This is a genomic window from Methanosarcina acetivorans C2A, assembly GCF_000007345.1.
GTDB lineage: Archaea > Halobacteriota > Methanosarcinia > Methanosarcinales > Methanosarcinaceae > Methanosarcina > Methanosarcina acetivorans.
Genome location: NC_003552.1, coordinates 2,931,862 through 2,958,576 on the forward strand (window position 1 = coordinate 2,931,862; position 26,715 = coordinate 2,958,576).

The 26,715-nt window shown below is 40.9% G+C and carries 19 protein-coding genes and 2 tRNA genes; 9 read left to right on the forward strand and 12 right to left on the reverse strand.

Annotated features, from left to right (window positions below; translation table 11 throughout):
* Positions 1–36: 36 nt before the first annotated feature.
* The 4 genes from pglX to MA_RS12315 all read right to left on the reverse strand — a co-directional run bounded on the left by pglX (position 37) and on the right by MA_RS12315 (position 8,596).
* Positions 37–3,522, reverse strand: a complete 3,486-nt coding sequence (gene pglX, locus MA_RS12300) for a BREX-1 system adenine-specific DNA-methyltransferase PglX (RefSeq protein WP_011022345.1) — start codon at positions 3,520–3,522, stop codon at positions 37–39.
* 18 nt (positions 3,523–3,540) lie between these two features.
* On the reverse strand, positions 3,541–7,137 hold the full coding sequence (brxC, locus tag MA_RS12305; RefSeq protein ID WP_048065383.1) for a BREX system P-loop protein BrxC: 3,597 nt from the start codon (positions 7,135–7,137) through the stop codon (positions 3,541–3,543).
* Positions 7,138–7,270: 133 nt separating this feature from the next.
* Entirely contained in the window at positions 7,271–7,843 is a 573-nt protein-coding gene (locus tag MA_RS12310) for a DUF1788 domain-containing protein (RefSeq protein WP_048065384.1), read from the reverse strand.
* 668 nt (positions 7,844–8,511) lie between these two features.
* Positions 8,512–8,596: transfer RNA gene (locus MA_RS12315), tRNA-Leu, on the reverse strand.
* 97 nt (positions 8,597–8,693) lie between these two features.
* Here MA_RS12315 and MA_RS12320 point away from each other — a divergent pair.
* Together MA_RS12320 and MA_RS12325 are read left to right on the forward strand one after the other, a co-directional pair.
* Positions 8,694–9,449 (forward strand): MBL fold metallo-hydrolase, encoded by a 756-nt coding sequence (locus MA_RS12320; RefSeq protein ID WP_011022348.1) that lies wholly within the window; start codon positions 8,694–8,696, stop codon positions 9,447–9,449.
* 374 nt (positions 9,450–9,823) lie between these two features.
* Complete coding sequence (locus MA_RS12325; RefSeq protein ID WP_011022349.1) at positions 9,824–10,132, forward strand: nucleotidyltransferase family protein; 309 nt, start codon at positions 9,824–9,826, stop codon at positions 10,130–10,132.
* Positions 10,133–10,448: 316 nt separating this feature from the next.
* On the opposite strand, the gene MA_RS12335 is transcribed toward MA_RS12325, so the two are convergent.
* The gene (locus MA_RS12335) at positions 10,449–11,735 is read right to left on the reverse strand and encodes a transposase (RefSeq protein WP_011020086.1); all 1,287 of its coding nucleotides are present in this window, start codon (positions 11,733–11,735) and stop codon (positions 10,449–10,451) included.
* Positions 11,736–11,877: 142 nt separating this feature from the next.
* On the opposite strand from MA_RS12335, the gene MA_RS12340 reads away from it, so the two are divergent.
* Together MA_RS12340 and MA_RS12345 are read left to right on the forward strand one after the other, a co-directional pair.
* Positions 11,878–12,078: a HepT-like ribonuclease domain-containing protein gene (locus tag MA_RS12340; RefSeq protein ID WP_248698103.1), complete on the forward strand. Its 201-nt coding sequence runs from the start codon at positions 11,878–11,880 to the stop codon at positions 12,076–12,078.
* Positions 12,079–12,260: 182 nt separating this feature from the next.
* Positions 12,261–12,605 carry a hypothetical protein gene (locus MA_RS12345; protein ID WP_048065385.1) on the forward strand — a complete coding sequence of 115 codons (345 nt, stop codon included), beginning with the start codon at positions 12,261–12,263 and terminating at the stop codon, positions 12,603–12,605.
* A gap of 192 nt (positions 12,606–12,797) precedes the next feature.
* On the opposite strand, the gene MA_RS12350 is transcribed toward MA_RS12345, so the two are convergent.
* The 3 genes from MA_RS12350 to MA_RS12360 are packed head-to-tail and all read right to left on the reverse strand — an operon-like array spanning position 12,798 to position 17,599.
* Entirely contained in the window at positions 12,798–14,183 is a 1,386-nt protein-coding gene (locus tag MA_RS12350; RefSeq protein ID WP_011022352.1) for a glycosyltransferase, read from the reverse strand.
* 12 nt (positions 14,184–14,195) lie between these two features.
* On the reverse strand, positions 14,196–15,203 hold the full coding sequence (locus tag MA_RS12355; RefSeq protein ID WP_011022353.1) for a glycosidase: 1,008 nt from the start codon (positions 15,201–15,203) through the stop codon (positions 14,196–14,198).
* Between the two features lie 11 nt (positions 15,204–15,214).
* Positions 15,215–17,599 carry a glycosyltransferase family 4 protein gene (locus MA_RS12360; RefSeq protein WP_011022354.1) on the reverse strand — a complete coding sequence of 795 codons (2,385 nt, stop codon included), beginning with the start codon at positions 17,597–17,599 and terminating at the stop codon, positions 15,215–15,217.
* Positions 17,600–19,129: 1,530 nt separating this feature from the next.
* On the opposite strand from MA_RS12360, the gene MA_RS12365 reads away from it, so the two are divergent.
* From MA_RS12365 to MA_RS12375, 4 genes are all read left to right on the forward strand, one after another.
* Positions 19,130–22,045 (forward strand): disaggregatase related repeat-containing protein, encoded by a 2,916-nt coding sequence (locus MA_RS12365; protein ID WP_157860211.1) that lies wholly within the window; start codon positions 19,130–19,132, stop codon positions 22,043–22,045.
* Between the two features lie 211 nt (positions 22,046–22,256).
* Positions 22,257–22,442: a hypothetical protein gene (locus MA_RS28640; RefSeq protein WP_226990578.1), complete on the forward strand. Its 186-nt coding sequence runs from the start codon at positions 22,257–22,259 to the stop codon at positions 22,440–22,442.
* A gap of 59 nt (positions 22,443–22,501) precedes the next feature.
* Positions 22,502–22,723 (forward strand): tyrosine-protein phosphatase, encoded by a 222-nt coding sequence (locus MA_RS28645; RefSeq protein ID WP_011022356.1) that lies wholly within the window; start codon positions 22,502–22,504, stop codon positions 22,721–22,723.
* 438 nt (positions 22,724–23,161) lie between these two features.
* The gene (locus MA_RS12375; protein ID WP_048066347.1) at positions 23,162–23,680 is read left to right on the forward strand and encodes a hypothetical protein; all 519 of its coding nucleotides are present in this window, start codon (positions 23,162–23,164) and stop codon (positions 23,678–23,680) included.
* A gap of 233 nt (positions 23,681–23,913) precedes the next feature.
* Here the strand turns inward: MA_RS12375 and MA_RS12380 are convergent, their stop codons facing one another.
* From MA_RS12380 to MA_RS12395, 4 genes are all read right to left on the reverse strand, one after another.
* On the reverse strand, positions 23,914–24,321 hold the full coding sequence (locus MA_RS12380; RefSeq protein WP_048065387.1) for a DUF1699 family protein: 408 nt from the start codon (positions 24,319–24,321) through the stop codon (positions 23,914–23,916).
* 617 nt (positions 24,322–24,938) lie between these two features.
* Positions 24,939–25,011, reverse strand: a tRNA-Gln gene (locus tag MA_RS12385).
* A gap of 237 nt (positions 25,012–25,248) precedes the next feature.
* The gene (locus tag MA_RS12390) at positions 25,249–25,650 is read right to left on the reverse strand and encodes a hypothetical protein (protein ID WP_011022359.1); all 402 of its coding nucleotides are present in this window, start codon (positions 25,648–25,650) and stop codon (positions 25,249–25,251) included.
* Between the two features lie 34 nt (positions 25,651–25,684).
* The gene (locus tag MA_RS12395; RefSeq protein WP_048065388.1) at positions 25,685–26,017 is read right to left on the reverse strand and encodes a DUF2551 domain-containing protein; all 333 of its coding nucleotides are present in this window, start codon (positions 26,015–26,017) and stop codon (positions 25,685–25,687) included.
* A gap of 459 nt (positions 26,018–26,476) precedes the next feature.
* Between MA_RS12395 and MA_RS27025 the strand changes: the two genes are divergently transcribed.
* Entirely contained in the window at positions 26,477–26,653 is a 177-nt protein-coding gene (locus MA_RS27025; RefSeq protein WP_157860212.1) for a hypothetical protein, read from the forward strand.
* Positions 26,654–26,715: the final 62 nt, after the last annotated feature.

The following is a 26,715-nucleotide window of genomic DNA, read 5'->3' on the forward strand; positions in this document are numbered from 1 at the left end:
ATTATCAACAATTAAAAAAGGGAAGTGAGGTCAAATTTATATTTTCCCCACCAACCCTTTAAATTTCTCATAATTCACCTTAACCCCATCATCCAGATCAATCTCAATCATCTGATCCGCTTTATTTTTTAGCAGTTCATCATACTTAACGAGCTCATTGATCTTTTTATTAAGTTTAGCAAGTTCTGATTCGGCTTTTCCACTATTCTTGGAATTCTCAGTAATTTCCTTTTTCAGAAGCGACCTCTGAGCATCCAGCTTCGACTCAAAGTCAAGCAAATAATCGATTCTCATCTTTGCTAAGGTAGTCTTATCGTACCTGTGCATGTAAACGAGCGCATTGAACGCTTTTCCTTTTTCTGAGGAAGTAAATAGCCAGTAAATTGGCCTTTTCTTATACATTTTCACGTGATCTTTGTAGAAATCCTTCAGGAAATAATCCCTTATGACTTTTCCAGGAGATTCATTTTTCTTCGAAATTGCCCCTGCAATAAAGTTAAGGTTTTCAGAGAGCGTTTCCGCTCCAAAAGTATGTTTCAAGAACTCTTTGAACCTGCCTACGATATCATCCGTATAATATTCATCATCAAGGATCGGGATGATATTATCTTCATCTGGCAGGAAAGTAGCTCTGGGAACTTTTTCTTTAAAATCACCAAGCTTTTCTCCCTGATTTGCAAGGATCAGTCCTTCTTTTTCGGGCGAATATCTTCCGAACATACAGCCTACAGCGTATGAAACCAGCTCTTTTACGGTATCGGTCATCAGCAGTGTTTCGAGTTCTTCTTCGGTTTTGTTGTTGCCGTAGCGGTAATATGGGTTGCAGGTCAGTGTGATTTCAGAAAGAGGAACTTCTGGAGTTATCTCGTCCTGCAAGCCGTAGGCTTCAATAAAAATACGGTTATTTTCTTCCTCCAGCCGCTGCATTTCAAGAGTCATTTCTTTCCAGTGGGTACGTAGTTTAGTGTAAGTTTCTGAGAGGGTTGGCTGGCGGAATTCGGATTGTAGGAAGGGGAGGGTGGTGAAATCCCAAGAGGTTTCGTAGGAGTCCCAGTCGGATTTGGAGAGATTTACTAGTCTCAAAGAGACACTCTCTACTTGATTATCAAATAGGATCGATTGAATAATCGGCAAAGCTTGTACGTCTTTTATCTTTGTATTCAATGTCGGATTCATTATATTGATAAATTTAGCAACAATCGGTGTATTCAAATAACCCAGAATAACATATTTATTTGCATTTTTCACAAAAATAGTTGGGCCTGCTGTTTCATATGTGCATCCATACTCCAAATATCTAAATCCAGACAATGAAGATGTAATTCCAGTCCATGTAATTCCTTCTCGATACCAGAACTCCTCTTCAACTATACGAGCACTATGATCCTTACGATAGAAGGCTCTTGCTTCTGGAGACCAATCAATTACATATTCAATATTGCCTTGCCACTTACGGAAAGATCCTCCTTTTGCACAGAGAACCCACTTTTTATCTACACCTATTGTTTTCTCCCTTAATTCCCAATGATATTTAAGATATTTATCGTTATCAGTAGTCTTGTTCTGTCCCTCTGTGTCAAAAAAGTCCCCTAGAGTTATATTTCCAAATAGATCGCGAACCTTGTTACTCACCCAATACGCAATTGGATTCCCAGGAATTTTCTTAAAATCTGTAGCGGAGGCACGGTAGAACCAGCCACATTTCGGATTTTTGATAGCTTCAAGCGTTTTTGGGCTTTGGTTTTCTGCTCCTCGAAAATCAGATAGCCGTACATATCCACCCTTGAATTCAGGATGATATGCATTCTCACTTGTAAAAGTGCAGATTGGAACTGTCGCTCCATCGAAACCTGAGTATTCAAGCTGAATCAGTGAAGTTATAGTTTTTTCATTGATCAAAAAATCTCTCAGTTTTTCGTAGGAAGAAATAAACATCCACACAAAAGGAGACATGAATCCAAGTTGACCTTTGGGAAAAGCAAGTTCTGTATTACGAACTATAAATGCTGAGAATAGGTCAGATTTCACATCAGCATAATTATTTTGAAGGAATGTCTTCAGTCTGTTATTCATCCCTTTATTGCCCATATATGGCGGATTTGCGATGACTACATGGTATTTAGGGCTGAGGTAGTCAGCTTGTTTCAGAGCTTGCAGGACTTTCTGATGAGTAGAAAGGTGGGAAAGGTTGCCTGAAAGGTTCTTAGATTCCAGCAGGCTTAAGAGACCCGATACTTCCATCGCAGCCGGACGTATAAGAGATCCAAAATTATCAGCCTCGGCAAACTGGAGCAGAGTGGCTCTATGGGCGTTAGTGAAAAGCTCACTTCCGACAGCATCTATGTAAGCATCGAGTTCACTCTGCTCAAACGTGATATTCTCCAGCATACAGATATTGGGCTGAACCTGCTTTTTGAAAAAGTGACGGTCTTTACCTCTTGCCTTCATGGTCAGTGCAAAACCTGCAAGTTCCCCTGCACGCTTATCAATCTCGATCCCGAAAAGGTTGTGGGTCAGGATAATTTCCGGAATTTCGGAAGGGGTGTAGCCTTCTTCTTCGTAAATCGCATACAGAAGATCAAAAGCATAAACAAGCATATGCCCCGAACCGCAGGCAGGGTCGCAAATCTTGAGCTCTTCTGGAGAATTGATTTTCAGAAAATCGGTTTCCTGCTGTTCCGGTTTTACGTAATACTCCATCAGGTCAACAATGCTGGATTCCGGGCGGTTAAGCATCCACAGGCGGCCCAGGGAATTTTCCACAAGATATCGGACAATCCAGTGAGGGGTGAAAAGCTGGGTAACAGCAGGGATGTTTTCCTTGCTGATTTTGATATTCTTCTTCAGGTCGGCAAAGACTTTGTCCTTCTTCGGGGCAATATAGTCCTGGTAGATCCAGCCTATGATTTCAACTTCTTGCCAGTCCTCGTCCGGAATAATTGAATTCAGGTCATGCAGGACTGAACCTGTATGCAGAAGCTTGTCAGGGAAAAGGAGTTCGGTATAGTCTTCTATTTTCTCGAAAAGGAAAGGCATTATTTTGTTCAGGTAATTGCAGAGCTTCAGAATCAGATATTTGTAGAGCTCTTCGTCTTTGTTTTCGGCTTTAAGGTCAAGAACTAAATCTCGGTTAAGGTTCAGGAAGTCAAGTTTCAGAGCATTTGTGAGGAGGTCGGGTTCGGGTTTATTCGGGTCGGTTGAAGTGAAAACTTTGATCTGGTCTTGAAGGCAGCCGTTCATCTCCATAAACTTGAGGGCAACAAGGCGGTTGAACCATGTATAGGTAACTTCTTCCATAACCTGTTCGTAGCCCTTTTCCTTGATCTGCTTTACAAGCTGAGAGCGCTGGTTTTTGATTTTTGAATTAAAGACGCTGCCGTTGATGACAACTGAGTCCGGGTGCTCTTCTACGGAGTGGATTTCTTTGGGAAAGATTCCGTAATAGGCTGCCTGGCTTTTTACTTCTTCATTTAACTTGTTGCGAACCTTGTTTGAGAATTCTATTATTGCTGATTTGTCCATTTTTTATCCGACCCTTTTTTAAATTTTAATGTTTTCCTCTCTGACCATTTTCATTAGTTTTCCTTTGAGCTGGGTAACGTATTCCTCGATATCGAGCTCATTTTCCAGTATTTTTCCGGACTTGAAAAATGTTATATCGCTGATAACTTCGGTATTTCTTGATGTAACTTGAGGCGAATCCGGCTGGTCATCCGGCTTTTCTGGTGTATCAATGATTTTCTCACTAGCTAGTTTCTGTTGCTCTTCCCGGATTCTGAGGTTCTCAGCATCTCTCAGCCTGTAGGCGTCTACACGGAGAGAGTCTATTATAGGGAGCTGGCTCTGGACAAAAATGCAGTCTTCAGCATTTTCCGTGGTCATTTTGATTACATTGAAAAGCCGAAGCACCGATTCCTTGAAGTCGTCGGAGTACTTTTCGTCTGAAAGGTCATCCTCAAGCTCTTTTGTAACTGTATCAAGGCTTTCTCTGACCTTTTCCTTCTGGGCAAAAAGGGCCTCTTTAATTGAAGCGTCGATCTTCTTCTCCAGTATGGGAAGCTGGCGGATCTGAGAGTAGGGTTCTTCCAAATTCAAAATTCTGTATACTTCCTCAATATCTGCTTTTATTTCATCACTGAGGAACTGGATATTTCTGGAGTAATCCCTGTACTTGTGGGCAAGACTCCTGAAGATTTCAACCTGGGAACCTCCAAAAAAGCTCTTTACAGGATCTGCATTGGCATGAAGCTCTTCAAACTCGGTTTTTTGGGAGGCAATGGCTCTGAAAAAGGCAGAGGGATCAGAGTTCTCTGTCAGTTTCTTCAGGAATTTTCTGTAAGCTTCTATCTGAATTCTGCCTGGGAAGCTTTTCTCTTCCTCATACCTGCCTTCGATTTCTTGCAGGCTCAAAAGCTCTTCCCGGAATATGCACTTTATCTCTTCGTAAAGCTCTCCCTCTTTTTCTTTCAGATTTAATTTGTCAAAAAGGTTGTTCAGGATCAGCCTGACAGCTTTCAGGTCCTCTTCTCCGGTCTTCTCCCTGATTTCTATGACCACTTTGTCAGTTTCATCCCTTCTTGTCAGGTGTTTTGCCGTAGCTTCCGGGTCTTTGAACAGATATTCGGACTGGTAGCGGAGTTTAATTTCTTCCCTGAGGTAAAGAGTTGCCACAAGCCCCGAAATCGTCATTTCTTTCCAGCCGTAGGGCTTTTTCGTGAAGCGTTCCTTTAAGTCACTTAACAGGACCCTGCCGCTTCTCCCGTATTTCAACCGGATGTAGTCAAGCATCTCCTTTAAAGCCAGCCTGTTTATATCACTGCCTTCAACTCCGAACCTCTCAAGGTCATCCGAGCGCAGGACTCTGAGCACTTCGCTGTCGTTTTCATAGTCCTTTGTAACATATCCGGCTTTGTTGTAGACGTTCTGTATAAGGAGGTCGAGCCCTTCCTTTATGCGCTCTTTCGGGCTGGATTTCTCAGGGATTACTTCCTTGTTATCAACAAAAACCCTTGAATCCGAAACTCCTTTCTGGACCAGTTCCAGGGCTTTTGCTCTTGCGCTGTTGGCATTCTGCTGTTTTGTGGAAAGAATATTCTGGATTTCCACATTGTTCCGGTTTGAGGAGTTTTGCTTGAGATACTTCTCTATTTTCAGGTAAGACCTGATCTGGTCGATTAATTCGTCTTCCGGAAGAATGAAAAGCAGGGTGTCCGTTGAATCGATATTGCTTAAAGTATCGCCACTCAGGGACTGCTGGTTTCCTTTTTTACTATAATACTGGTCTGAAAGAGGAGTCAGGAACTTGATTGTAAGGTCTGCGCCTGTGAAGGTCTTCACCCTGTCATCAATCGCTTTGTTAAACCTGTATTCCTTATGGGAAGCCGGGCAGATCCCCTGTTTCTGCTCATAAAGCATCCCGTGGATTTCTTCTAGCATCTGGTGCTCTTCGATTTCTACCCTTTTGATGTCCTTATTGATCTCCTGTTCCTCATTTGTCAGGAAATAGTACTTGTCTTCGGACTTGTTTATCAGGGTCTGGTCTTCGAGTTTTCGCAGGGACTCAACGATTCTCTGTTTCAGTTTGATCTTATCTTCGTCAACCGAAGAAATGGAGAGCACTATCAGGTTGTCGAGGTTCGGCTCAATTTCCGGAATGCTCCTGATCATAAACAGGATTTCCAGAAGTTCGCAGTCGTTGTCATTAAGAAAATCATTTTTTCGGGCATGGGAAATTGTTCTTGCGATAATCGGGTCAAGGAAGCCTTCAATAGTCTCATAGAATGCGTGGAAAGGAATCAGCATCCCTACATTATTCTCGCAGTAGTTCTCGGTCGACTCCTTAAAAGCGCTGAGCATCGACCTTTCCCCTTTTGCCAGGTGCTTGCCCGTAAACCCTGTTTCTCTGATCCTGTCAAAGACCTTCTGCACAAGGTTGAACTGGTAGGGGACAAAAGGATATACGTTTACAAAGTCATCTTCGTTTTTGTAGACCTTTATTTCAGCCCGGTTTGAAAACGCAAGCAAATTCCTGAGTATAGTCTGCTTTTCTGCGTAGTATGAGGCCAGAACTTCCCGGTATTCCTCCTTCTTACTCAGGATCCTTTTCTTGATAACCTCGTCCACGTTAGCGCTGGTAAGTCCAAGCCTGGTGTTAAAACGTCCCTGGATCTTGGAAAAGTCGTAGCCTTTTACGTGTTCTTTAGTAACAGTATCAATATCAGCCTGTGAAGTGACTGCAACCCAGGCTTTCCCCCGGAGTTTGGTCCCGAGTTCCTCCACAATGGTCTGGAGGTTGAGCATCAGCTCGCTATTTTCTCCTATATACTGCCCCACTTCGTCCACCAGGAAAATTACCTGATGGTCTTTTCCCTTCGATTTGCAGTACTTATCGAGCTTTTTTGCAAATTTCTCAACGCTAAAAGTATAGCCTGCTCCATCGTTTTCAAACAACCTGGTAGCAGCTTCCCTGCTCATGTGGCCACAGTTTTCAAGGGCTTCTATAATATCGTCCTGCTCAAAACCATAGGTGACTCTTCTTTCTTCCCATGGCTCCCCGTTTATGCTCTCAAATTCTGTTTTAAAAGCCTCATAAAGCCCTTTTTCTTCAAGGTCTTCTTCAAGGTCTGCGATCCAGAAAACATCCCCCAGATACCCTCGCATATCGTTAAAAGCCCTCATGAAGATATTTACAATCTGTTCATCGCCCTTGTTTGCAGTGTTTGCTTTGGAATCAATATTAAAGAGAATAACATCTTTAGTGCCTGTAGTAACGGCTTTCTCGATATTGGCAAAAATAGCAGGGTCTGTTATTTTGTCCCTGAAAAATTCGAGTGCTTTCTTTTCCTGAACTTCCCTATTCGCCAGTAAATATGAAAGGATTTTGAGGAAATGTGATTTTCCTGAACCGAAGAACCCTGAGATCCAGACCCCTATTTTGTCTGTGGGTTCATCAAGTGCTGCAGCATAATTTCTGAAAAATGTATCAAAATGCTTTCGGGACTCCCCTGTTACCACATACTCATCAAGTTCGGTATAGACGCTCCTTTCGTCTTCCTGATCAACCTTTATTACCCCATTGATATCCCTTCGGATATCTTTTTCGAATAAATCTTCTATTTTTATTTCTGTGGCTGTCATGTGTAGCACTCTGAATAAATATTAGTTTGAATTGAGTTTCTCTGTAAATCCGTGTAAATTGAATCCAAGATTCTGGTTGTTATCTGAAAACCTAAAAATCTCCTGCAGAGTAATCCCAAACAAATTTCTAAATTTACATTGCCTCTGGCATTAATCGGAAAGCTCTGTAGTAGTTCTTGCTTTTGAACTCTCCGAATAAGCTCAGGTCAAGCCCGCTGAATTTTCCAGGGTAAAACATCACAAGAGGCTTTTTGCCTGTAACGGAATGAAGGTTATTAAGGACAGAATGAGCTCTGACTATTGGCCAGGCATTTCCTACTCCTGTCAGGAAAATAATGTCATAGTCTCCCTGAAGTATCTCGGAGATTTCTTTTTTTGTGGCTTCCTGGTTAAGAATTAATCTAATTTTTTCAAGTAAGGCATCTGAACCCTTTTTCTTTTCAAACTGGATTATTTTTTCATCGCTCAGCTTCTGACTCAGTATTTTGAGACACAGATCGTACAGGTTAATTTCAATTATTTTAAGAGAATATTTGGTCTCAAAGCTTGTGACCATCTTTTCAATTGTGTCTCTGACTAGAAGCTCTTTTTCGGGCTCATAATCAAATATCCAGTATGGGATCTCATTTCCCAAGCCTTTACATACCAGAAAATCCTTTGTTTTTATTTTTTCTTTAAAGAGTTCCAGATGCTCTTCAAGTTTCATAAATTTAGAATACAGCACTATCTATAAATCGGTTATTATTTTCAGCCAGTACTGTATTATCTTTTTTAATTTTCTGGGCCAAAATGTCTCAATAAATTGACAGTTGAATGCTGAAGCATATAAAAGTTCAAGTTTCGATAAATTTAACCTTTTCTGGTGATTTGGCGTTTATAAATACTATATTTTTTAACATGGAATTTGTAACTCTTTTTGATACAAAGGTCTAATGATACTGATTTTTCTGAATATAGAGGAAATAACATATTAGTAACCTTAACTCGGACGAATTAGGGAATAAGGATTGAAAATGAAGCTCATATTCCAAATCAAGAGGCATTCTGCAATCCTCCCTCTCCAATAGGATGTGTTCCCTATTAGGGAATGTGAAAAACAAACGAAAATCTTCACGTTAGAGGCAGATGATGCTGATAATTTATGAATAAGAGATACTTATCCCCTAAAAATGGCGGAGTTAAGGTTAGTAAAATTATTCCTATTAGATACTAAAAAAATTTGGTTCTAAATATTGACATATTTTATAGTTCACGGCTAATAAATATGATCCAAGGCACAAAGTTTACAAAGTAGGTATAGAAAAATCTAATTGGAATTTTCATTAAAAAACGTTGACTTAATATTATCTGTAGAGAAACAGTATTTTCAAAAAATGCGAGGGGTGGGATTCGAACCCACGAAATCCTTCGATACCAGATCTTAAGTCTGGCGCCTTTGGCCTGGCTGGGCAACCCTCGCGCTTGGAGAAAAACTGGATGGTTTTGAGCCGCAAAAAATTTGCTACGCGGACATGCTTTAAATAAAGTTAAATTATTTAAAGCTTATTCTTTACCTTATGGAGATTAAATTTCTTGGCACTGGAGTTGCGATCCCTCAGAAGGGTCGGGTACAGTCCGGAGTACTTGTAAGACTTGAGGAAAAACCTCTTCTTATTGATTGCGGAAGCGGCGTACTGAGTCGTTTTCCCGATGCCGGAGTCTCACATACGGAAGTCGATACCGTACTTCTCTCACACCTTCACCTTGACCACGTAGCTGACCTTGTCCCCCTAATCAAAGCAAACTGGCTTCGAGGAAAAACCGATATGCGAGTATATGGGCCTAAAGGAACCGATGACTGGTTCTCACAGGTGATCGGGGCTTATGAGTATTTTCAGGACGCCGTGGACGTGGATATTATAGAGCTCTCTCCAGGAAAAGAATTTACCCCCGAAGGTTTTGACTGCGAAATAACCTGTGCATCTGCTCTCCACAGCGTCCCGACTCTGGGGTACCGTATAAGCGCAGAAGCGGGAGAGATTGTTTACTCCGGGGATACCGAACCCTGCAGGGATATCATGGACCTCGCAGTTGAAGCAGATCTCCTGATCCACGAATGCTCCTTTCCTGCCGGCATAAAAGTAACAAACCACACAACCCCAGACACCCTTGCTGAAATGTTTGGGGACTATAACGGCGAGATCGGAAGTATCTGCCTAACCCATTTCTACCCCGAAATGAGAGGGCATGAAAAAGAAGCAGTCTACCGCCTCAGGGGTTATGTCGAAGGTGAGGTGATCCTTGCAGAAGACCTTATGGGGCTTGAACTATAAACTCCTGAGTTGCGCTTCCCGAATTGCGATTCGGGACAGAAAAATATATGATTTTTCTTGTAGTTGCGATGTAATCGCAACATCACGAGAACCTTTTCTCTACGCTTCGCTGCGCTCAAGAGGACGAATTTGTGATTTAGAGTCGCTTAGTTTAGCAGGACTACAAGAAAGAGAGAAGAGATCTAATGTGTGGCGCATAGATCTCTCTAAATTAATTTCTATTTTTCTTCCATTTCCATATACACTTATGAGACTTTCATGAATTTTTCATATTACGTACACCTAAAAAAGAGAGAGCCTTACTGACATGGTTGCATGAATAAGGGAGCTTGAAACCATTATTTATATATGAACTGCCATAAAATCAAATTACTATGAAACTGCAGGACCAGCGTGAAGTTGATATATATATTAAAAAACTGCAGGAAATGCTTCCGGAACTGAGGAAGAAATACCCTATAAAGTATATGGGAGTTTTTGGTTCTTATGTCCGGGGAGAGCAGAGCCCATCTAGCGACCTTGACATCCTTGTGGAATTCAATGGGTCCATTACATTGCTGGGGTGTGCTAGACTTGAGAATGAATTATCGGATAGGCTTGGGATTAAGGTAGATCTTGTATCAAAAACTGCTCTGAAACCCAGGATAGGAAAACATGTCCTTTCAGAGGTAGTTGAGGTATGAACAGCAGAGTTGCGGGAGATTATATCGAAGACATACTTAATGCTATGCTCGATATTCAGGAATTCGTCGCTGAATATTCTTATGATCAGTTCAGCAAGAGTCTTTTTAATTTTTTCTGGTTTTTCTTCAATTTCAAGACAACCACAAAATTTCATCCCAATTTGAGCAAATCAATTCACTCATTTAAAAATGTTGATTCATTTACACAAGCATTCACCAAAATTTTCCAAATTGTGGAACTATTTTTGTGGGAATTTCCGACAGCTACAGCTATAAGCCATCAAGTTTAAGAACTAATTATTCTCCAATTCTAGCATTATCCATATTGGAATCTTGCTCTCATTAAAGGTGAGAAACCTTTCCATTTTCCAGTGCTGAAACACCGTTTGTTGAAAAAAGTAAATAGATTGTAACAAAAATTAGTTAGTCCATTATCGGTTTTGAATGACCTTACTTTGTCTACTATATCACATATCAAAGAAAATATTTGTTCCATTGTATTATCTGTCTCAGGTGTAAAACCTTTTTTCAAGAAGCTCACATTCTTGCTGAAAATCTCTTCGGCATAAGAAATCGCTTTATGAGACGCTTCAGAAAGTTCAAGATCAGAGTTAAATTCTCGTATCTTCTGAATATGCGCAACAGCACTGATAACCGTATCAGAAAGTATCAATTGAGATATCTCATTGTAGGTAATCTTATCGTTATCTGGAATCTCTTCAACAGAACTGAATTCCTCATAATACCTCTTACTAACGTTTTTTAATTGATGAAACACACAAAAAGAATGAGTCACTTCAGGAAAGACCATTTTTACGGCTCCAATGATCGCTTTATCCTCATCAGAAACAATCTTTTTGATTTTATCTTCAGGAAATCGGTTCTTTATTCGTATAAAAAGAGGCATCAGAGCCTCAATTGTTGGTAACCTCTCAGTTACTTCAAAATCTAAAATGACCTTCTCTTTGGTAGCAACAACGTAAACAGATTTATATCGCATTTTTTTCCATTCTTTCTTTGTGAGTTTCGTTCCAATAAATTCTTCAAGCTTTTTTTTCCATCCATTCTTGATCCAATTCCCATCAACATACAATGTTTCTTCAAAGCTAACTCCTTGGTTCAAAAGTTCTTGCTTTGAAAGTTTTGCTAGTTTCTGTTCATATAACCACAATGAAGTGGGACAAGGAGCTCTTCCACAGACATTTATTACTCCTTCTGTATATGTTTCCCCAATTCGCCGAGAATTGTGCAGACTGCATCGTCCATCGTATCTGACATTTATTTGTGTATCATAATATTCAGAACTGTAATTTGCAGAACCCTGAACACCAATAACCCGATCATGATAATGTTTCTTACAAGTGGGACAAAGCCAGTATGTAACATTGAGAGATATAGTGCCGTAACGTGATATAATAAAACGAGTGTGATGAGAGTTAACATGTAATTTACTTCCACAACTATCACACTGAGTAGGGGAGAATATAGAGAACATAGGATAGTATCGATTTTCAACCAAAACTTTTGGCAAAGGAATTATTATTTTGCCGTCAACTATCGTTTTTATCATTGATTTATCTATTGCAATGTTTCCTTTTCCCATAAATAGAAAAAATATATCAATATAATTAAAATTTTATTGTTTTGCACGATATAGAGGGAAAACGAAAAACCAGAAAATAATAAAAAGTCTCTTCAGCAACGATAGAAAAACACAATATGCTGTAATCAGAGCCATAGAAATCATAGGTGAAGCATCTAAAAACTTACCTATTGAAGTGAAGGAAAAATACCGGGATATCCCATGGAGAGACATGGCCACCATGAGAGATAGACTAATACATGGCTATTTTGGCGTGGACCTGATAATTTTATGGGACACCATAAAACAGGATATACCGCCTCTAATTCCTATTTTCAGATTTATTCTTACGGAAATGGAGTAAAATGTCCTTCTTGTCACGCTGGGAACAGGAGTGCAGTCTTTCTGAAAGTCTCTTTCTATATCATGAGTCAAATCGGAAAATAGTACAGGCTGAAGCCCCATCTCTTAAATAGCAGAAACATAGAATCATCTTTTGTTCAGGAATAACTCTTAACCGAATTTTGCTTAACTGTGGTGATCATCATGGCAAGAATACTTTCAGAAACAGATATTGGGATCTTAAAGACGCTCGCTCCTGAGTGTGAAGGGCTTCTCTGTTCGGGTTCGGGAGTGCCCTATCGTTCCATTCTTCCGCCCCTGGCAAACCACTACTCAAAGGATGCAGCCGATTTCCTGAGGAGGATTAAGATGCTGTCCATGTACGAACTTGAATACCTTATCAGGCTCATTTTGTCAGGAGAAGAAAGCCTGGGCTGCGTTCCATTTGATTACATGAACCTCTTTGTGGAAAATGTCTCCGAAAGGATGGGGGAAGAAGTAGCAGCTCAGGTCAAAAAAACATATGAAAACTCCGAATGTCCGGCCTGAAAACCTGATTGAAAGAGAGAAAGAAGAAAAAAGAAAGAAGAAAAAAGAAAGAAGAAAAAAGAAGATAGAGAAGGCAGGTTATATAAAGAAGATAGAGAAGATGGATTCTATTTGCTTAAAGGGCCTGGTACTCTGGATCTGAGGATCTTAGACATATACCGTTGTTGATCAATTAAAATCCGGATAAGCTGTTCAGGTTCTTCCGTATTTATCTTCTAACCTTTCTATGTCGTCCTCTCCAAGGTAATCGCCCTGTGCTACCTCGATGAATACCAGGTTCTGAATGCCTGTGTTTTTTATGCGGTGTATTTCGTTTACGGGAATGTCAACCGTATCTCCTACAAGAACCTTGAGATAATCACTGTTTTTAGTTACAAGGCCTTCGCCGCTGACCACATACCAGTGTTCATTTCTGTGAGCATGGCGCTGGAGTGAGATTTGTTCCTGTGGCAGGACCGTAATGCGTTTGACCTTATATCCCGGTTTTTGGGCGAGGATCTCGTAGAAGCCCCAGGGCCTTTTTGCTTCACGTTTTCGTTTTTCTAGAATTGTCTCGTAAACCCTGATATAGTCCTCTACCATCCGGTCAACAGAGAAGCGTTTTTCCACGCTTTCCCGGCATCTCCTGCGGGAGATGGAGTTAAGCTTTTCGACAGCCTCTGCAGCTTCGGTTACGTTATTTACAAGGAATCCGGTCTCGCCGTCCATAATCAGTTCAGGCATTGCACCCCTGTTTATTGCAATTATGGGTGTCCCGCAGGCAAGGGCTTCGACCACCCCGAGCCCGAAGGCTTCTTCATAATTGATCATGTGCAGGAGAGCATAGGCATTTGAAAGCAGCTCTTTTTTGCGCTCCTGGCTTACATGCCCTTCGTAAACGATCTGGTCATTATCGATGTGGGGCTCAACTTCATTTTTAAAATATTCAGGGTCTGCAATAAAACCGGCCATTCTCAATTTCCTGCCTGCTTTTTTTGCAACTTCTATCGCTTCTTTTGCACCTTTTTCCCTGTGGATGCGCGAGATAAAAAGAAGATAGTCCTCAGGCCTGTCATTAAAAGGAAAAGTCTCGATGTCTATCCCGTGCCTGACTGTCGCTATATAATCCAGCTCATTGCACCTGTAGGCATCACTTATGGAGACATAAAAAGTGCTGTTGTTATATTTTTTATAGACCGGCAGAATTTTCCTTGAAGAAAAGCCATGTATGGTTGTTACAACCGGCGTGTCTACAAGCCCGCTGTAGGTGAGCGGCAGGTAATCAAAGTGATTGTGGATTATATCAAATTCATTTGCCCTTTCAAAGACCTCTGAGATATGCAGGCCCTCGTATACCTTTCTTACCATATCTTTATCTTCTTCGTAAGGCCTTGGGCATACCGCGTGAAGTTCGCCTGCGGTGTGCGAGTCCGCTGTTGCAAACAGCGTAACCTCAATCCCTCGTTTTACCAGACCCTCGGTTAATAAGGAGACCATGTATTCCCATGGCCCATACTTTTTAGGTGGCGTGCTCCAGGCAATCGGAGATAACATCGCAATTTTGATTAAGCTCCCCCCGGTATTTTGGTTAAGATCCATTTCCCCTAATTGTTATTCGAAAACGGTATGCCTGTGCCCTTCAAAAGACCTGCAGAACTCTGCTGGACATTGCTCCTCAGGGCACTCGTGGATATACTCCAGAACATCGTGAAGTTTTGCACTTGCCAGGGATACCGATGTATCCGCACTCCCGTAATAGAGACGGATCTGGTCATCATGCAGGACCCAACCGCAGGGAAAAACAACATCATTAACATCTCCACTGCGTTCATACAGTTCTCTAGGCCCGAAAACCCATCCTTCGGACCTGTGGAGGACTTTCCTCGGGTCTTCAAGGTCAAGGAGAGCCATTCCAAGCCGATAACTTAATTTTGACGTTGTAGGACGCACTCCGTGGTACATGATTAACCATCCGTCGTATGTACGAATTGGCTGGGGAGATAAGCCTATCTTCCGGGCGTCCCACCACCCTCCTTCTCTGGCATACAGCAGAACCTGATGGTCTCCCCAGTGCCGCATATCCGGGGAAAAAGAAATCCAGATATTTGCCTTTGCCCCGCTCATCGAAGAGACCGGCCTGTGCAACATTGCCCATTTTCCGTTAAACCGTACCGGAAAGAGAGCAGAATCCTTATTTTCAGGAGGCATGGTAGCTCCTATCCGCTCGAAATTACGGAAATCCTTGGTAAGAGCCAGGGATGTCAGGGGTCCGGAGTCCGAAAAAGCGGTGTACGCCACAGCCCATCTACCCATCTCATCAATATAAGTTATACGCGGGTCTTCAATGCCGTAGATCTCTTCAGGGTAGTTAACAGTATCCGGAGTTAAGGTTGGTTCGGTGTCGATTTCCCAGCCGTCTATCCCGTTATTACTCCTGGCTACCGTAAAGTGAGAAAAGCCCCTATGGTCTTCAACCCTCACCAGCAAGAGAGTTTTGCTTTCAACCATGGCAGCTGCAGGGTTAAACACCGAATTAGCCTGATACGGCCAGTCTTCAACTGTAAGTATGGGATTTTTCTTATGCCTTACAAACAATTCTCCGTGGTCCTTCCAGATCATGTTCTCACTTCTCAGTCGATTCGATTTGCTGCTAACAGGTTCTTTTTCTTTGTCAGGCCCTCGCTCCTTACTGCGGGCTGAAATAGGGCACTATAGGCTTCATCTGCGTATTTATTTAAGGAGCTTAAAGCCAGGAGGAAGCAGATTACGGATTCTGCGCCCTGGTTGCAGTTCATCCCATCACAGTTGAGCCCGTCGCAGACTGCACCTGTTAATGAGTCATACATGGGAATTTGCAGGCGGTTTCTGCCCAGGAAATATTCAAAAGAGTACCTTGCAAGTTCCAGATATTTTCTCACCCGGACAGCCTCGTAGGCTGAAATGTAAGCCTGAGTCAGGTAGCCCGCTTCGATTGGTTGCTGGTCAAAAATCGGTTTCTCTCCGTTCCAGGAGTACCAGCCCTTATTTCCAACTATATCAAAAAAGTCGCCTTTCCACTGGGTTTCGGTAAGGAAGTCCAGAGTGTCAAGCCCGGCTTTTCTGTAAGTGCGGTCTTTGGTATAGTTATACGCAAGGATCAGGGATTCACTCAGTTTTGCATTGCTGTAGGTCACTGTGGGTTCAAACCATTCCCAACCTTCTTTTCTATTAGCCTCATACAGGTCGACCAGAGAATCGGCATGGCTGAGAAATATGGATTCAAAAGTATCCCTGTCTATAAGGGAGTCTACAGCCCTGACAGCATCCCTGCGAGAGTTAAATATGGATTCAAAAGAGTCTGCATCCACGCCTGCCCTGAGCATCTCATACAGCCCGCACATTGTGTAGGCTTTTGCCCGCGGGTAGCTCAAATTTTTCATCTGTGTTCCGGCTTTACTGATGAGCGTGTGTGCAAGAGTACGCATGTTTTTTGAGAGATAAGGGCAGCTTATCACGTACCCAAGCCCATAGACTGCACGCCCGAGAGTGTCTTCACTGCCTTCTTCGTCCAGAAAGTCTCTTTTATAGCTCATGAAGTTGTGGAAGTGTCCTGTGTCAGTCTGGGCATGTTCGAGAAAGCTCATGTAGGTAGTAATCAATTTCCAGAGCTCTTCGGATTTTTCCTGGCTGTCGATAAGCTGGATCAGGGCAGCAAGCCCTCTGCCCACATCATCGGTACTGTACCCGTAATGCCGGGCCGGAACCCCCAGATTGGTATGCTGGATAATCCCCACGTTATCGGTCAGTAGTTTGAGGTGGTCGAGTTTTATTTCGGGCAGCTGGTCCGGCAGGAAATTGAACCGATTTTTAGTTCCGGAGTAGGGCCTGTATTGTTTTAAAGCCTTGGTAAAAACCGCGTTATATTCTTTTCCTATATTTTTCCAGGTCATTTTTCTCCCGAAATCGTAGGCATTTCTGCGCATTTTGTCACACTCTTCTGGGTTTTCGATTAAGTATAAAAGCGAATTTTTAAAGCCTTCAGCGTATCCGAAATCAACGAGTAAACCCCTGTTCTCGGAAAGCATTTCCTGGGCGTACCAGTAAGGGGTGGATACTATTGCTTTTCCCATCCCAATCGCGTAGGTAAGAGCACCGCTTACAATCTGTTCTCTGGAAAGATAGGGAGAGACGTAGATGTCACTGGCAAGGATATAATTGCAGAGCTCTTCTTTTTCTACAAATTTATCGTGAAACAGTACGTTCTTCTCGAGCCCCAGTTCGGAAACCCTGTTCGTGAGATACTGTCTGTAGGTTTCTCCATGTTGTTTCTTGACCACCGGATGAGTGGCACCCAGTATGAGGTAAACAAGGTCAGGATACTGGCTTACTAGCTCCGGGAGAGCTTCGAGCATACTTTCGATACCTTTATTCTGACTCAGCAGACCAAAGGTGAGGAGAAGAGGAGAGCCCTTCAGGTCCAGTTTCTGTTTATACTTGTTGCAGTTGTTAAATGGATAATCAGGTAAGCCGTGAAAAATCATCTCGATTTTTTCATCCGGAACTTTATATACTTCTTTTAACATCTCGACTGCAGTCTGGCTCATTACAACCAGCTTTTCGGAATATCTTATGAGCTTTTCTGTGGATATACGGTATTCCGGTTCCGGTTCCTTTATTATCGTATGCATAGTGGTAATTACAGGCTTGCTTATTCCTGAAAGCAGAGCAAAAATGTAATCTCCCGCGTTTCCCCAGAAAAGCCCGAATTCATGTTGAAGGCATACGATATCCGCATCGGACTGGTTTATAAAATCTGCAGCCCTGTAGTAATCTTCAAGTCTGTTTCTTTCTATTTGAAAAACGACCTCTTCAGGATAGTTGTAAATTTCGGAAGGGTCATTAAGGGCAATGACTTCGCAATGTATATCGTCATGCACCCCGGATACTGAATTTAAAAGATCAAAAGTAAATGTTGCAATCCCACATTCTTTCGGAACATAAGTTCCTATAAACAAGACTTTCAGCTGTTTATTCAACTTTTTTCCCCCACTTAAAGGAATCAGGTCCGTACTTCCCGCTTTCGGAGTTTAAAGCACTTAATTAGGTATTTTCCCCACTTAATAATACTTAACCAAGTGTTTTCTCCACTTAATAACATTTATTTAAGCATTTTTTCACTTGATAACATTTATTTAAGCATTTTTTCACTTGATAACATTTATTTAAGCATTTTTTCACTTGATAACATTTATTTAAGCATTTTTTCACTTAATTATATTTATTTAAGCATTTTTTTCACTTAACCACTTTATCAAACTCGTACTCCCTGTTAATCAAATTGCATTTCATTAACCGCATATATCCATCAGAAAATATGCATTGTCTAAAAAAATACAAAGTCAAAAACATATTGTTCTTTTTGAAAATTCTGACCATAACCGCTTAATTTACTGCTAAAAAGCGAGAAATACAACCCCCAAACGAGCATTCACTTTGCTAAAACTTAGTCAAATGAGTAACAAAATATTGATTAGATATAGGAAATGTATTCACTTATATTTAATATTATTTATAAATATAATTTAACTAGTTAACGAAAATAGGTAATGAAACTTCAGGAAAATATTGTTCTCTTAAAAGTCCTATTAGTTCCTTTAAACTAAAAATAATAGGAGCCAAATCAGGCAGCTGAAAAAGCTTAAATTCTTTTTTTGCTTCCTGCTGTTACTGTGTACAGCATGACCATTTTTCACAGAATTTCAGCTTACAGATCTTGAACATGAATTCTTTTTTTGTCCAGATCGATTTTTATCTAATTAAACATGCTCTGATATATGTAACAGAATTCAACAAAAATTTTTTTAAGGTTTATCTTTAGACTCTGTTCCTTCTCTCCGCAACCTGACTCCAGCTTCACAGGGCATAGAAAAAATTCGTAATTATACGAATGAGTTCAAAGTTGTCAGGGCATAAATGCAGAAAATCCTTGTTCATAAAAGATTAAAGACTTTTGAATAATATATCCGGCCTCTTATTATAAGGCAAAACTTGTCTATAGATGACGCTTTTTGGGTTCCTGTATTCACACAAAATTTTTTTCACGAAACAGTCTAAAATTATTATTCAAGTTTCGCAAATATTTTTATAATATAACACATAAAGTACGGTATAACTTACTAAATTAATTAAATCTATTAAACATAATTTGTTTACTCTGTTAATTTCTGCAAGTCTATTCAAGTAAAAAAAATCAAATCCTGTAAAATAAAGGGTCTATGCTATCTTTAATTTTCTGCCCTGAGAAGATAGCCCTGATCCGAAGACATTTTAGGATTAATTCTGGAATCCAAAACTATGATAGTGGATACTATCTGCCAGATCCGATCTTGTCCCCCTGAAAGTACGAATTACGATCAAAGTAGATCCCAGATCCGAATCTTGACGCTCAAAAAACCTGAATAAACAGAACAAATTTTTAGGTGAATTTAGACGAAACTTTATTAAATAGAATTAAGGTGATAGCTCTGTTGAATTTAAAGTTAGTAAGGAAGTTAGTAATATTTATCATGGTAAACTGTCTTGTCCTGTCGGGCATTCCTGCAGCTTTATGCATGAGTTCAGCACCTGTCGTTTACGTAACAGGCGACGGGAGCGGAGATTTCAATTGTGACGGAACAGATGACCACGTTCAGATAAATCAGGCCCTTAAATTCGTGGCAGAAAATTCTGCTTATACTACTGTCTACCTCAAGGGCCCTTTTACCTATGTTATTGATGATACGCTTCTGATCGGCAGCAATACTATCCTCGAGGGTGACTCCAGTGCAAAAATAAAACTTGTCAACAATGCTAACTGGGAATCCCGGAAGCCGATGATTAAAGAAAGAAGTACCGGCATCAGTGGCATTACCATCCGGGGTTTTACAATCGACGGGAACCGGGAAGGGAATACAAATGTGGTCAGCGGAAAAGGATATTATAACCTTATCCACCTCAGCAGCTGTCAGAACATAAAAGTATATGATATGTATCTGACCAACAACCACGGGGATGGCCTGAAAACCGATAAATGCACAAATGTGGAGTTCTACGATAACGAAATCTACCTGCTCGGGCACGACGGGCTCTATGCCAGCGGCTGTTCGGACGTGGAAGCTTACGGCAATACAATAACCTGCAGGACAAACAGTGGCCTCAGGCTTTATAACACAAACAAAGCCAGCTTCCATGACAATGTTATTACCTCGGAGGGCTCAGGAGGAGCAGGCATTGAAATCCAGAAATATAATACTCCTGCGATGGACGATATCGAAGTCTACAACAATGTAATCTATAAAACTGCTCTTGCAGGGATCTGGATTTTCGGTTCAGGATCCTATTCAGCTTCAACGGCAAACGTCCACGTCCACCATAACCAGATATACGATACCGGAACCAAGACCAGTAATAGTATAATCGGAGGAATCGTATCCAACGGGTTTAGCGGGCTCATTGAAAACAACGTGATTGATGGGGCATATGGAGCTGGAATTGTCCAGAAGACTGTTTATTCCCCGGCTCCTTCAGGCTCGGGTTTTCTTCTTACTGTCAGAAATAATATACTTTCAAACTCTAGATCCTCTTCAGGGGGAGGAAGTGGATACGGGATAAACAATGAGCTATCAGGTACCCACTCTTTTGTCCTGCAAAACAACTGCTACTACGGAAGTGCAGGAGGAGATTCCAGAAATGTTCAGCTTTCGGCTTCTGATATAAAAGTAGACCCCCAGTTTGCCGATAGAAGCAGCCACGACTACCACCTGAAATCAATAGCAGGAAGATGGAACGGAAAAAGCTGGATCACTGACAGCGCGAGCTCCCCCTGCATCGATGCAGGATACATCGCTTCGGACTATTCTAAGGAGCCTCAGGACAACGGAGGCAGGATTAACATAGGAACATACGGAAACACCAAGTATGCTTCCAAATCCGGAACAACGGAAGTAGTTACCAATCAGGCTCCTGTACTGAATTCCATCCAGGACGCCACTGTTGAGATCGGAGAGAGCCTTACCTTTACGGTAAGCGCTTCGGATGCAGAAGAGGACAGCCTCAGCTACTCGGCTTCAGGTCTTCCCACAGGTGCAACTTTTGACAGTGAGTCAGGGATTTTTGCCTGGACTCCGGCTGTCGGACAGGAGGGAACATACAGCGTAACCTTTGTGGTAAGCGATGGGGAACTGACGGATTCAGCGACGGCAATCATAAACGTTTCTAAACAGGAAGACACTTCCAAACAGGAAGACCCTTCAACTATAACAGGAGAGGTCTACGATAACCGCCTGCGTGAAGCTTCTCCTGACATCGTCTACCAGAGTTCGCCTTTTATCGATGTCGGCGCAATGAGTATTGGCAGTTACAGAGATATAATGTGGTTTGACCTGAGCGTGTATGCTGATTATAGTGAAGTAAACAGTGCGACCCTTTCTCTCTACTGGTATTATCCTGCTGGAAAAGCAAGACCTGAAGATACTGTGATTGAGATTTACAGGCCTGCCGATTCCTGGAACCCGGACTACGTGAGCTGGAATAAAAAAGACAAAAGGGTTGCCTGGAATAATGCAGGGGGAGACTGGTATGACAGGAACGGAGTCCTGCAGGGAAGCACGCCGTATGCCACAATAACCCTTGAGGGCAGCGACCTTCCTGACAACAGGTATTACGAGCTGGACGTAACTGACCTTGTAAATGAATACATCAGCAGCAAATACGAAAACACTGGATTCCTGATCAAAGCCCGCACGGAAAACAACAATTACATAGCTTTCTACAGCAATGACTGCGGAAACGAAAACCAGAAGCCAAAGCTCACTGTAACTGAAGAGGCTTCTGTAAGCCCGATTGATGTCCAGCCTATTGATGTAACCGTAAGCGGGGCAAAGGACAACCGCCTGCGCGAAGCCTCTGCTGAGAATGTCTACCAGAGTTCGGCTTATGTTGATGTAGGTGCACTCAGTGGAGTTGGAAGATATAGAGATATGATGCAGTTCGATCTGAGCGAGTATGCTGATTACAGTGAAGTAAACAGTGCGACCCTTTTTCTCTACTGGTATTATCCTGCTGGAAAAGCAAGACCTGAAGATACTGTGATTGAGATTTACAGGCCTGCCGATTCCTGGAACCCGGACTACGTGAGCTGGAATAAAAAAGACAAAAGGGTTGCCTGGAATAATGCAGGGGGAGACTGGTATGACAGGAACGGGGTCCTGCAGGGAAGCACGCCGTATGCCACAATAACCCTTGAGGGCAGCGACCTTCCTGACAACAGGTATTACGAGCTGGACGTAACCGACCTTGTAAATGAATACATCAGCGGCAAATATGAAAACACTGGATTCCTGATCAAAGCCCGCACGGAAAACAACAATTACATAGCCTTCTACAGTTCGGAAGCAGGCGGAGAGAATCAGCGTCCTAAATTGAATTTGCAATTGAAACAGTAATAAGCAAATTTAGCTTCAGGAATGCATCTCTACGGGATGTGGGTTGAGCATGAGACAATAATGTTTGACCTCATCCCTGCATGTTTTTCAGATTTTCTCCCGACTTTCATCTGATTGTGTTTAGATTTCTTCATATTTTGTTCAAATTGTATTCCGATTTCTCCATATTTTGTTCAAGTTCCGATTAATTTTTTAAAAATCATGTCTTGAGATGCCTGCAATTGACGGCATAAGAATCCCATTGAACTTATACGTCGTGATTAAAGAGTCCACACTTCTTACGGGCCTGTCTTATCCAGGAATGCGTACCCCCTGGAAAAATATAAAAGATGCCGGCTTCTCAGGTCTTGTCTGCCTCTGCGATTCCAGGGTTTCCTATAACCCCCTTTCCTTTTGAAGTGCTATTTTTCACAGAGTTAGAAGACCTGCACCACGGTTTTCCGCCGATTAACCCAAGTGGAAGAGGAACTTGTAAGGAAAGCAGCTGAAGTAATAAGACGTGAAATGGATACCTGGATAGGAATTGTTGTTCACTGTATGGGTGGAATTGGCAGGACTAGCACTGTGCTCGGGGGCGTACTCAGGGACCTAGGGGTTCGTGCCGATGATGTGGTAAAAAACTATCTGGATAGAATAAACAGGTTCAGGGGAGCAAGAGGGTGGCCGGAAGTAAAATGACAGAAGAAAACGGTACTAAAGTACTGATGGGTACGAAGGTACTGATATTTTGATGGAAATTAGCGTTTGTTAAGGAAGGCTCCATGTTGATCAGGTCCTGACCCCGAAAATTCTTTTTTTGCAGACTTTTGTAATAGGGGCTCCTTGTTCTACATTGTATTAGTTATTTTAATCAAGTCCTTCTTCTTTAAAAAAAATTGTTATTTCCCTCCCTGTTATTCTACATAACGTCCTGTTGTTTCTTTTATCATATTAATATTTTTTATAATATAATGTTCTTTTTCCCGGTGTCTTATTGTTTCGTGTCTTATTGTTTCTTATTTCTTCTTTCTTTTCGTTATCAATTCCACCTTCGTCCCCAAACTATCAAAATAATTTAATAGCATGAATTCCATACACATAAACTGTTAAATTTACCTTAGAATGTTGGCGATAGCTATGGTAACAAGTAAGGAAAGACAGAGAGCAAATTTGGCCAGAATGAAAAGAATAATGAAAGAAATTGAAAGCACGCAAAATGACTCTGATCTAATAGCCGAATTAAATGTATTTCTAAAAAAACAATATCCATTATCCTTAAAATGGCACATGATTATCTTTAAAAGTGAAGTCGAAAGGAGTTTAAAGTATCTGGATGACATTAGAAAAGAAGAGGCAAAGATACTCGGAGGAAGGCAGAAAAAGGAACCAAAAGGAGGCTTAAAGCAGGTTTATTATAAATCCTCGGATGTACCCCGCGCCTTTAAACTTGATTATTGCCTGGTATATGACTCTGAGAAAAACCAGTATAAATGGTTAAGGTGCAGTACTCCCAGAAATTCAAGAGCAAAAGTCTTTACAATTCCCATATCTATGATTGGAGAGTATAAACTTTACTGGAGCGAAGAAGCGAAACAGAAATGGGGAGAAGACAGTATAGGAGAGAGAGAATTAGCGGAAAGGGCGATTAATAATTAGAAAATACCGGATATCTCAAAAACCCTCAAAATCCCATCTATTTGCTCTCGAAGAACAGGCAGGATTTTCTTAAAAAATTGGCCTGAATTATATGTTTAATTTTTCTTTATATCTCAAAGGAAATTAAAAATAAAGGCATTGAAACTGAAGATTAGATAACAAATGTTGATGTATCTGGAATCGATCTCTGTACGATCTAATCTTCAGCAAAGGGCAAAAGTGCCTGTTTGGATTCAGGCAGGCATTTCCTTATTCAGGATATAATTAACCATTTCTGGATTCAGCTTACTCTCCCTTGAAACTCTTTTCTCAATCTCCTCTGTGGATCTGCCTTCCATTTTCATTTCTTTAATCTTTTTGATTGCTGAAGCTGGAATGTTGTAATATTCATTAATGTCTTTCCTGTGTCCCCAGACATCTCCTTCGAGAAGCTGGACGCGCTGCATCTGCAGGAACATCTCTATAGATCTTGAGACTGTGCGCCTGTATGATTTTGGCAGCTGAATTACTTCAATTTTAGGGCAGGTTTCAACCAATCCAAAGATATCCTTGTTTGAAGGCCTGAATGCCAGGTGAACAAGACGCTCATTCGGGTTAAGTGTAAAGATCTCTTCTCTGGAACTAACTACTCTAATTCTCATATTTTCCCCCACGGAAAGTTGTTTCATATTCTAAGTCTGTTTAGGGTTCAATTTCTTTATGTTTTTACTACAGTATATACTACATCAACTTATTATAAATAGTTATCTCATTAAGCTAATGTTATTTCAATAGTATATTCAGTATTCCAATCCTATTAGCTCTCTAAAAAACACTTCAAAATGCCTTAATATGGAATAAAAACTCTAATTAGAGATTTATTTCTTAATTTTATAATATTTTTTTATTTTTATCATACAAAAAAAATTTATCTATACTACTCTAATTATTCAGGTTTTTTGATTCTGGATTTCTTATTTCAAGTTTGAAATCAAACTGAGATTCTTTGTAAACCGAGTTTCTTTAACTGCTGGTTTATTACAGTTCAGAGTTTAAAACCTGACATAAGTGAAAAAGGGATGATTTAAGTGCGACTTCTTTTGCCTAAAATCCTGAGCTGATTGCTTGTAGACATGAAACTATCTGAAGTAAGAATGTAAAAATAGTATTCTGCTATTTGTTCAAAAAGAAGTGGTAGAAAATTAAGTCAAAAACTGATTTGTTGAGACTAGATTTGGCTTGGAAAAGGAGTAAAAATGGTTTAATAAAATAGTGAGTATAGCCCGGCACGGATTCGAACCGAGGTTGCAGGATCCAGAGTCCCGCATGATTGACCACTACACTACCGGGCTTCGATGATTTTTCGCTGTGGGGCGTGATTCTTGCGCCCTGAAGCGTATCTTCTAAAGGAAGATTTTATATATATAACTTTCGGGTGAGCACCCCTGAATCTATTAAAAATTCAATAAATTAAGTAGTGATAAAGATCTCTAAAAATTTAATTTAGAAACATGAAATATTTTTCAAAATGAAGTATTATCCTGTTCAATGGGTATTCGTGTCAAAAGATCGGTTACTTAAGTATTCAATCACAGACTTTCTTCGGACTGGTTGAGAACTGCAGTCCACCACCAGCGGGCCATGTCCATGAGGTCTTTGGAGAACTGGCCGGAAAGCCGGTATTCTTTGTTTTTTATGGCAATAAGCCCGGCTCCGAGGAGTTTATTGCGCATTGCATAAAAGGAGGCTCGGCCTATCTGTAGCTCTTCCAGAATGGTTTTCCATTCATTCGTTCGGATGGCGTTGCCTGCTTCCTGACGTTCTTCAACCATTGACAGGAATTTCTGTCCCCGTACAGCAGTTGCGTCTTCCTGGAAAATGCGCCTCATTAAATTATAGTATGGGTCTCTTGAATGACCTATACGGGTATTCGAATCCGACCGTACCACAATAGTGGTTGCTGTTCTGGGGGCGTTTTTCACAAGCGACATTGTCTATCGGTAATTGGATTGAATTTATAAAATTTCAGGCTGCAGAATCAGTAGATGATTTCGAGGGCGAAGCAACTATCTTCATTATCAGGTCTATGTACTCTTCTCTCAAGAGGTAAACCATAGGGGTTTTGTAGGACTCTTTATGTGCCCTCAGGATTCCGAGTTTCGAATGGATATATCCTACCATGGATGCTACTGTATTTCTTGATACGTTATATCTGCTTGAAAGCATTTCATGCAGCTCATCAATAGTTGTTTTCTTTACCTTGATGAAGATACACAGTATAGCCCTTCGATATCCATTGGAATCTACTTCAAGAAATTTCTCTAATCTGGATTTTACTTTAGCTCGGATGGATACCATAATTACCACCTCTACTGATGTAGTAAACAATGTCAGTTATAGCTCTATATATAGGTTTGTAAATTTATTCGTTCTGATGAAAATGGATATTAAAGCTCCTGTTCTTCAGGCAATTTTACTTTGCTTTAAGTTCATTTATGCGTATAAGTATGTTCCTTCTATAATATATCGCTTTTTATCATCCATTCTCACGGTCTGTACACTTGGAGTTTTTTTAAATTGCCCGACCTGGAAGAGGGACTATTATATTTTTATTATTAACCATTTTTTCCAATAAAGCATTTCATTCATTTGAATGCTGAAAAAAACTTTTAAGCTCCTCTGATGAATTTGAAAACTTGGATAATATATTTACTTATTAACATTATTATTTTCTTACGAACATATATATTAAGTTTGTGTTCATATTGCTAAAATGGGCATAGTTTATTTGATTGGTATAATAAAAAAACATCTACTTTGAAAGATTATGCGGAAACTTTTATTGGAGTTCCAAAAACCGAGATTTTGCAGGGCAAGGAAGAACAAATGACTTCAGAGAAAAAAGGTGGTCATCAAAACTGCCATTTTCTTTCTAAAAGAGGGATTAATTTTAATAGGGTAATTACCTTAGACAGAAATCAAAAAGGAAATTAAATATCAGACCTGGACAGAGAAACTTACTTTCCAGGATTCAGGCCTCATTCAGGAGCGGATAA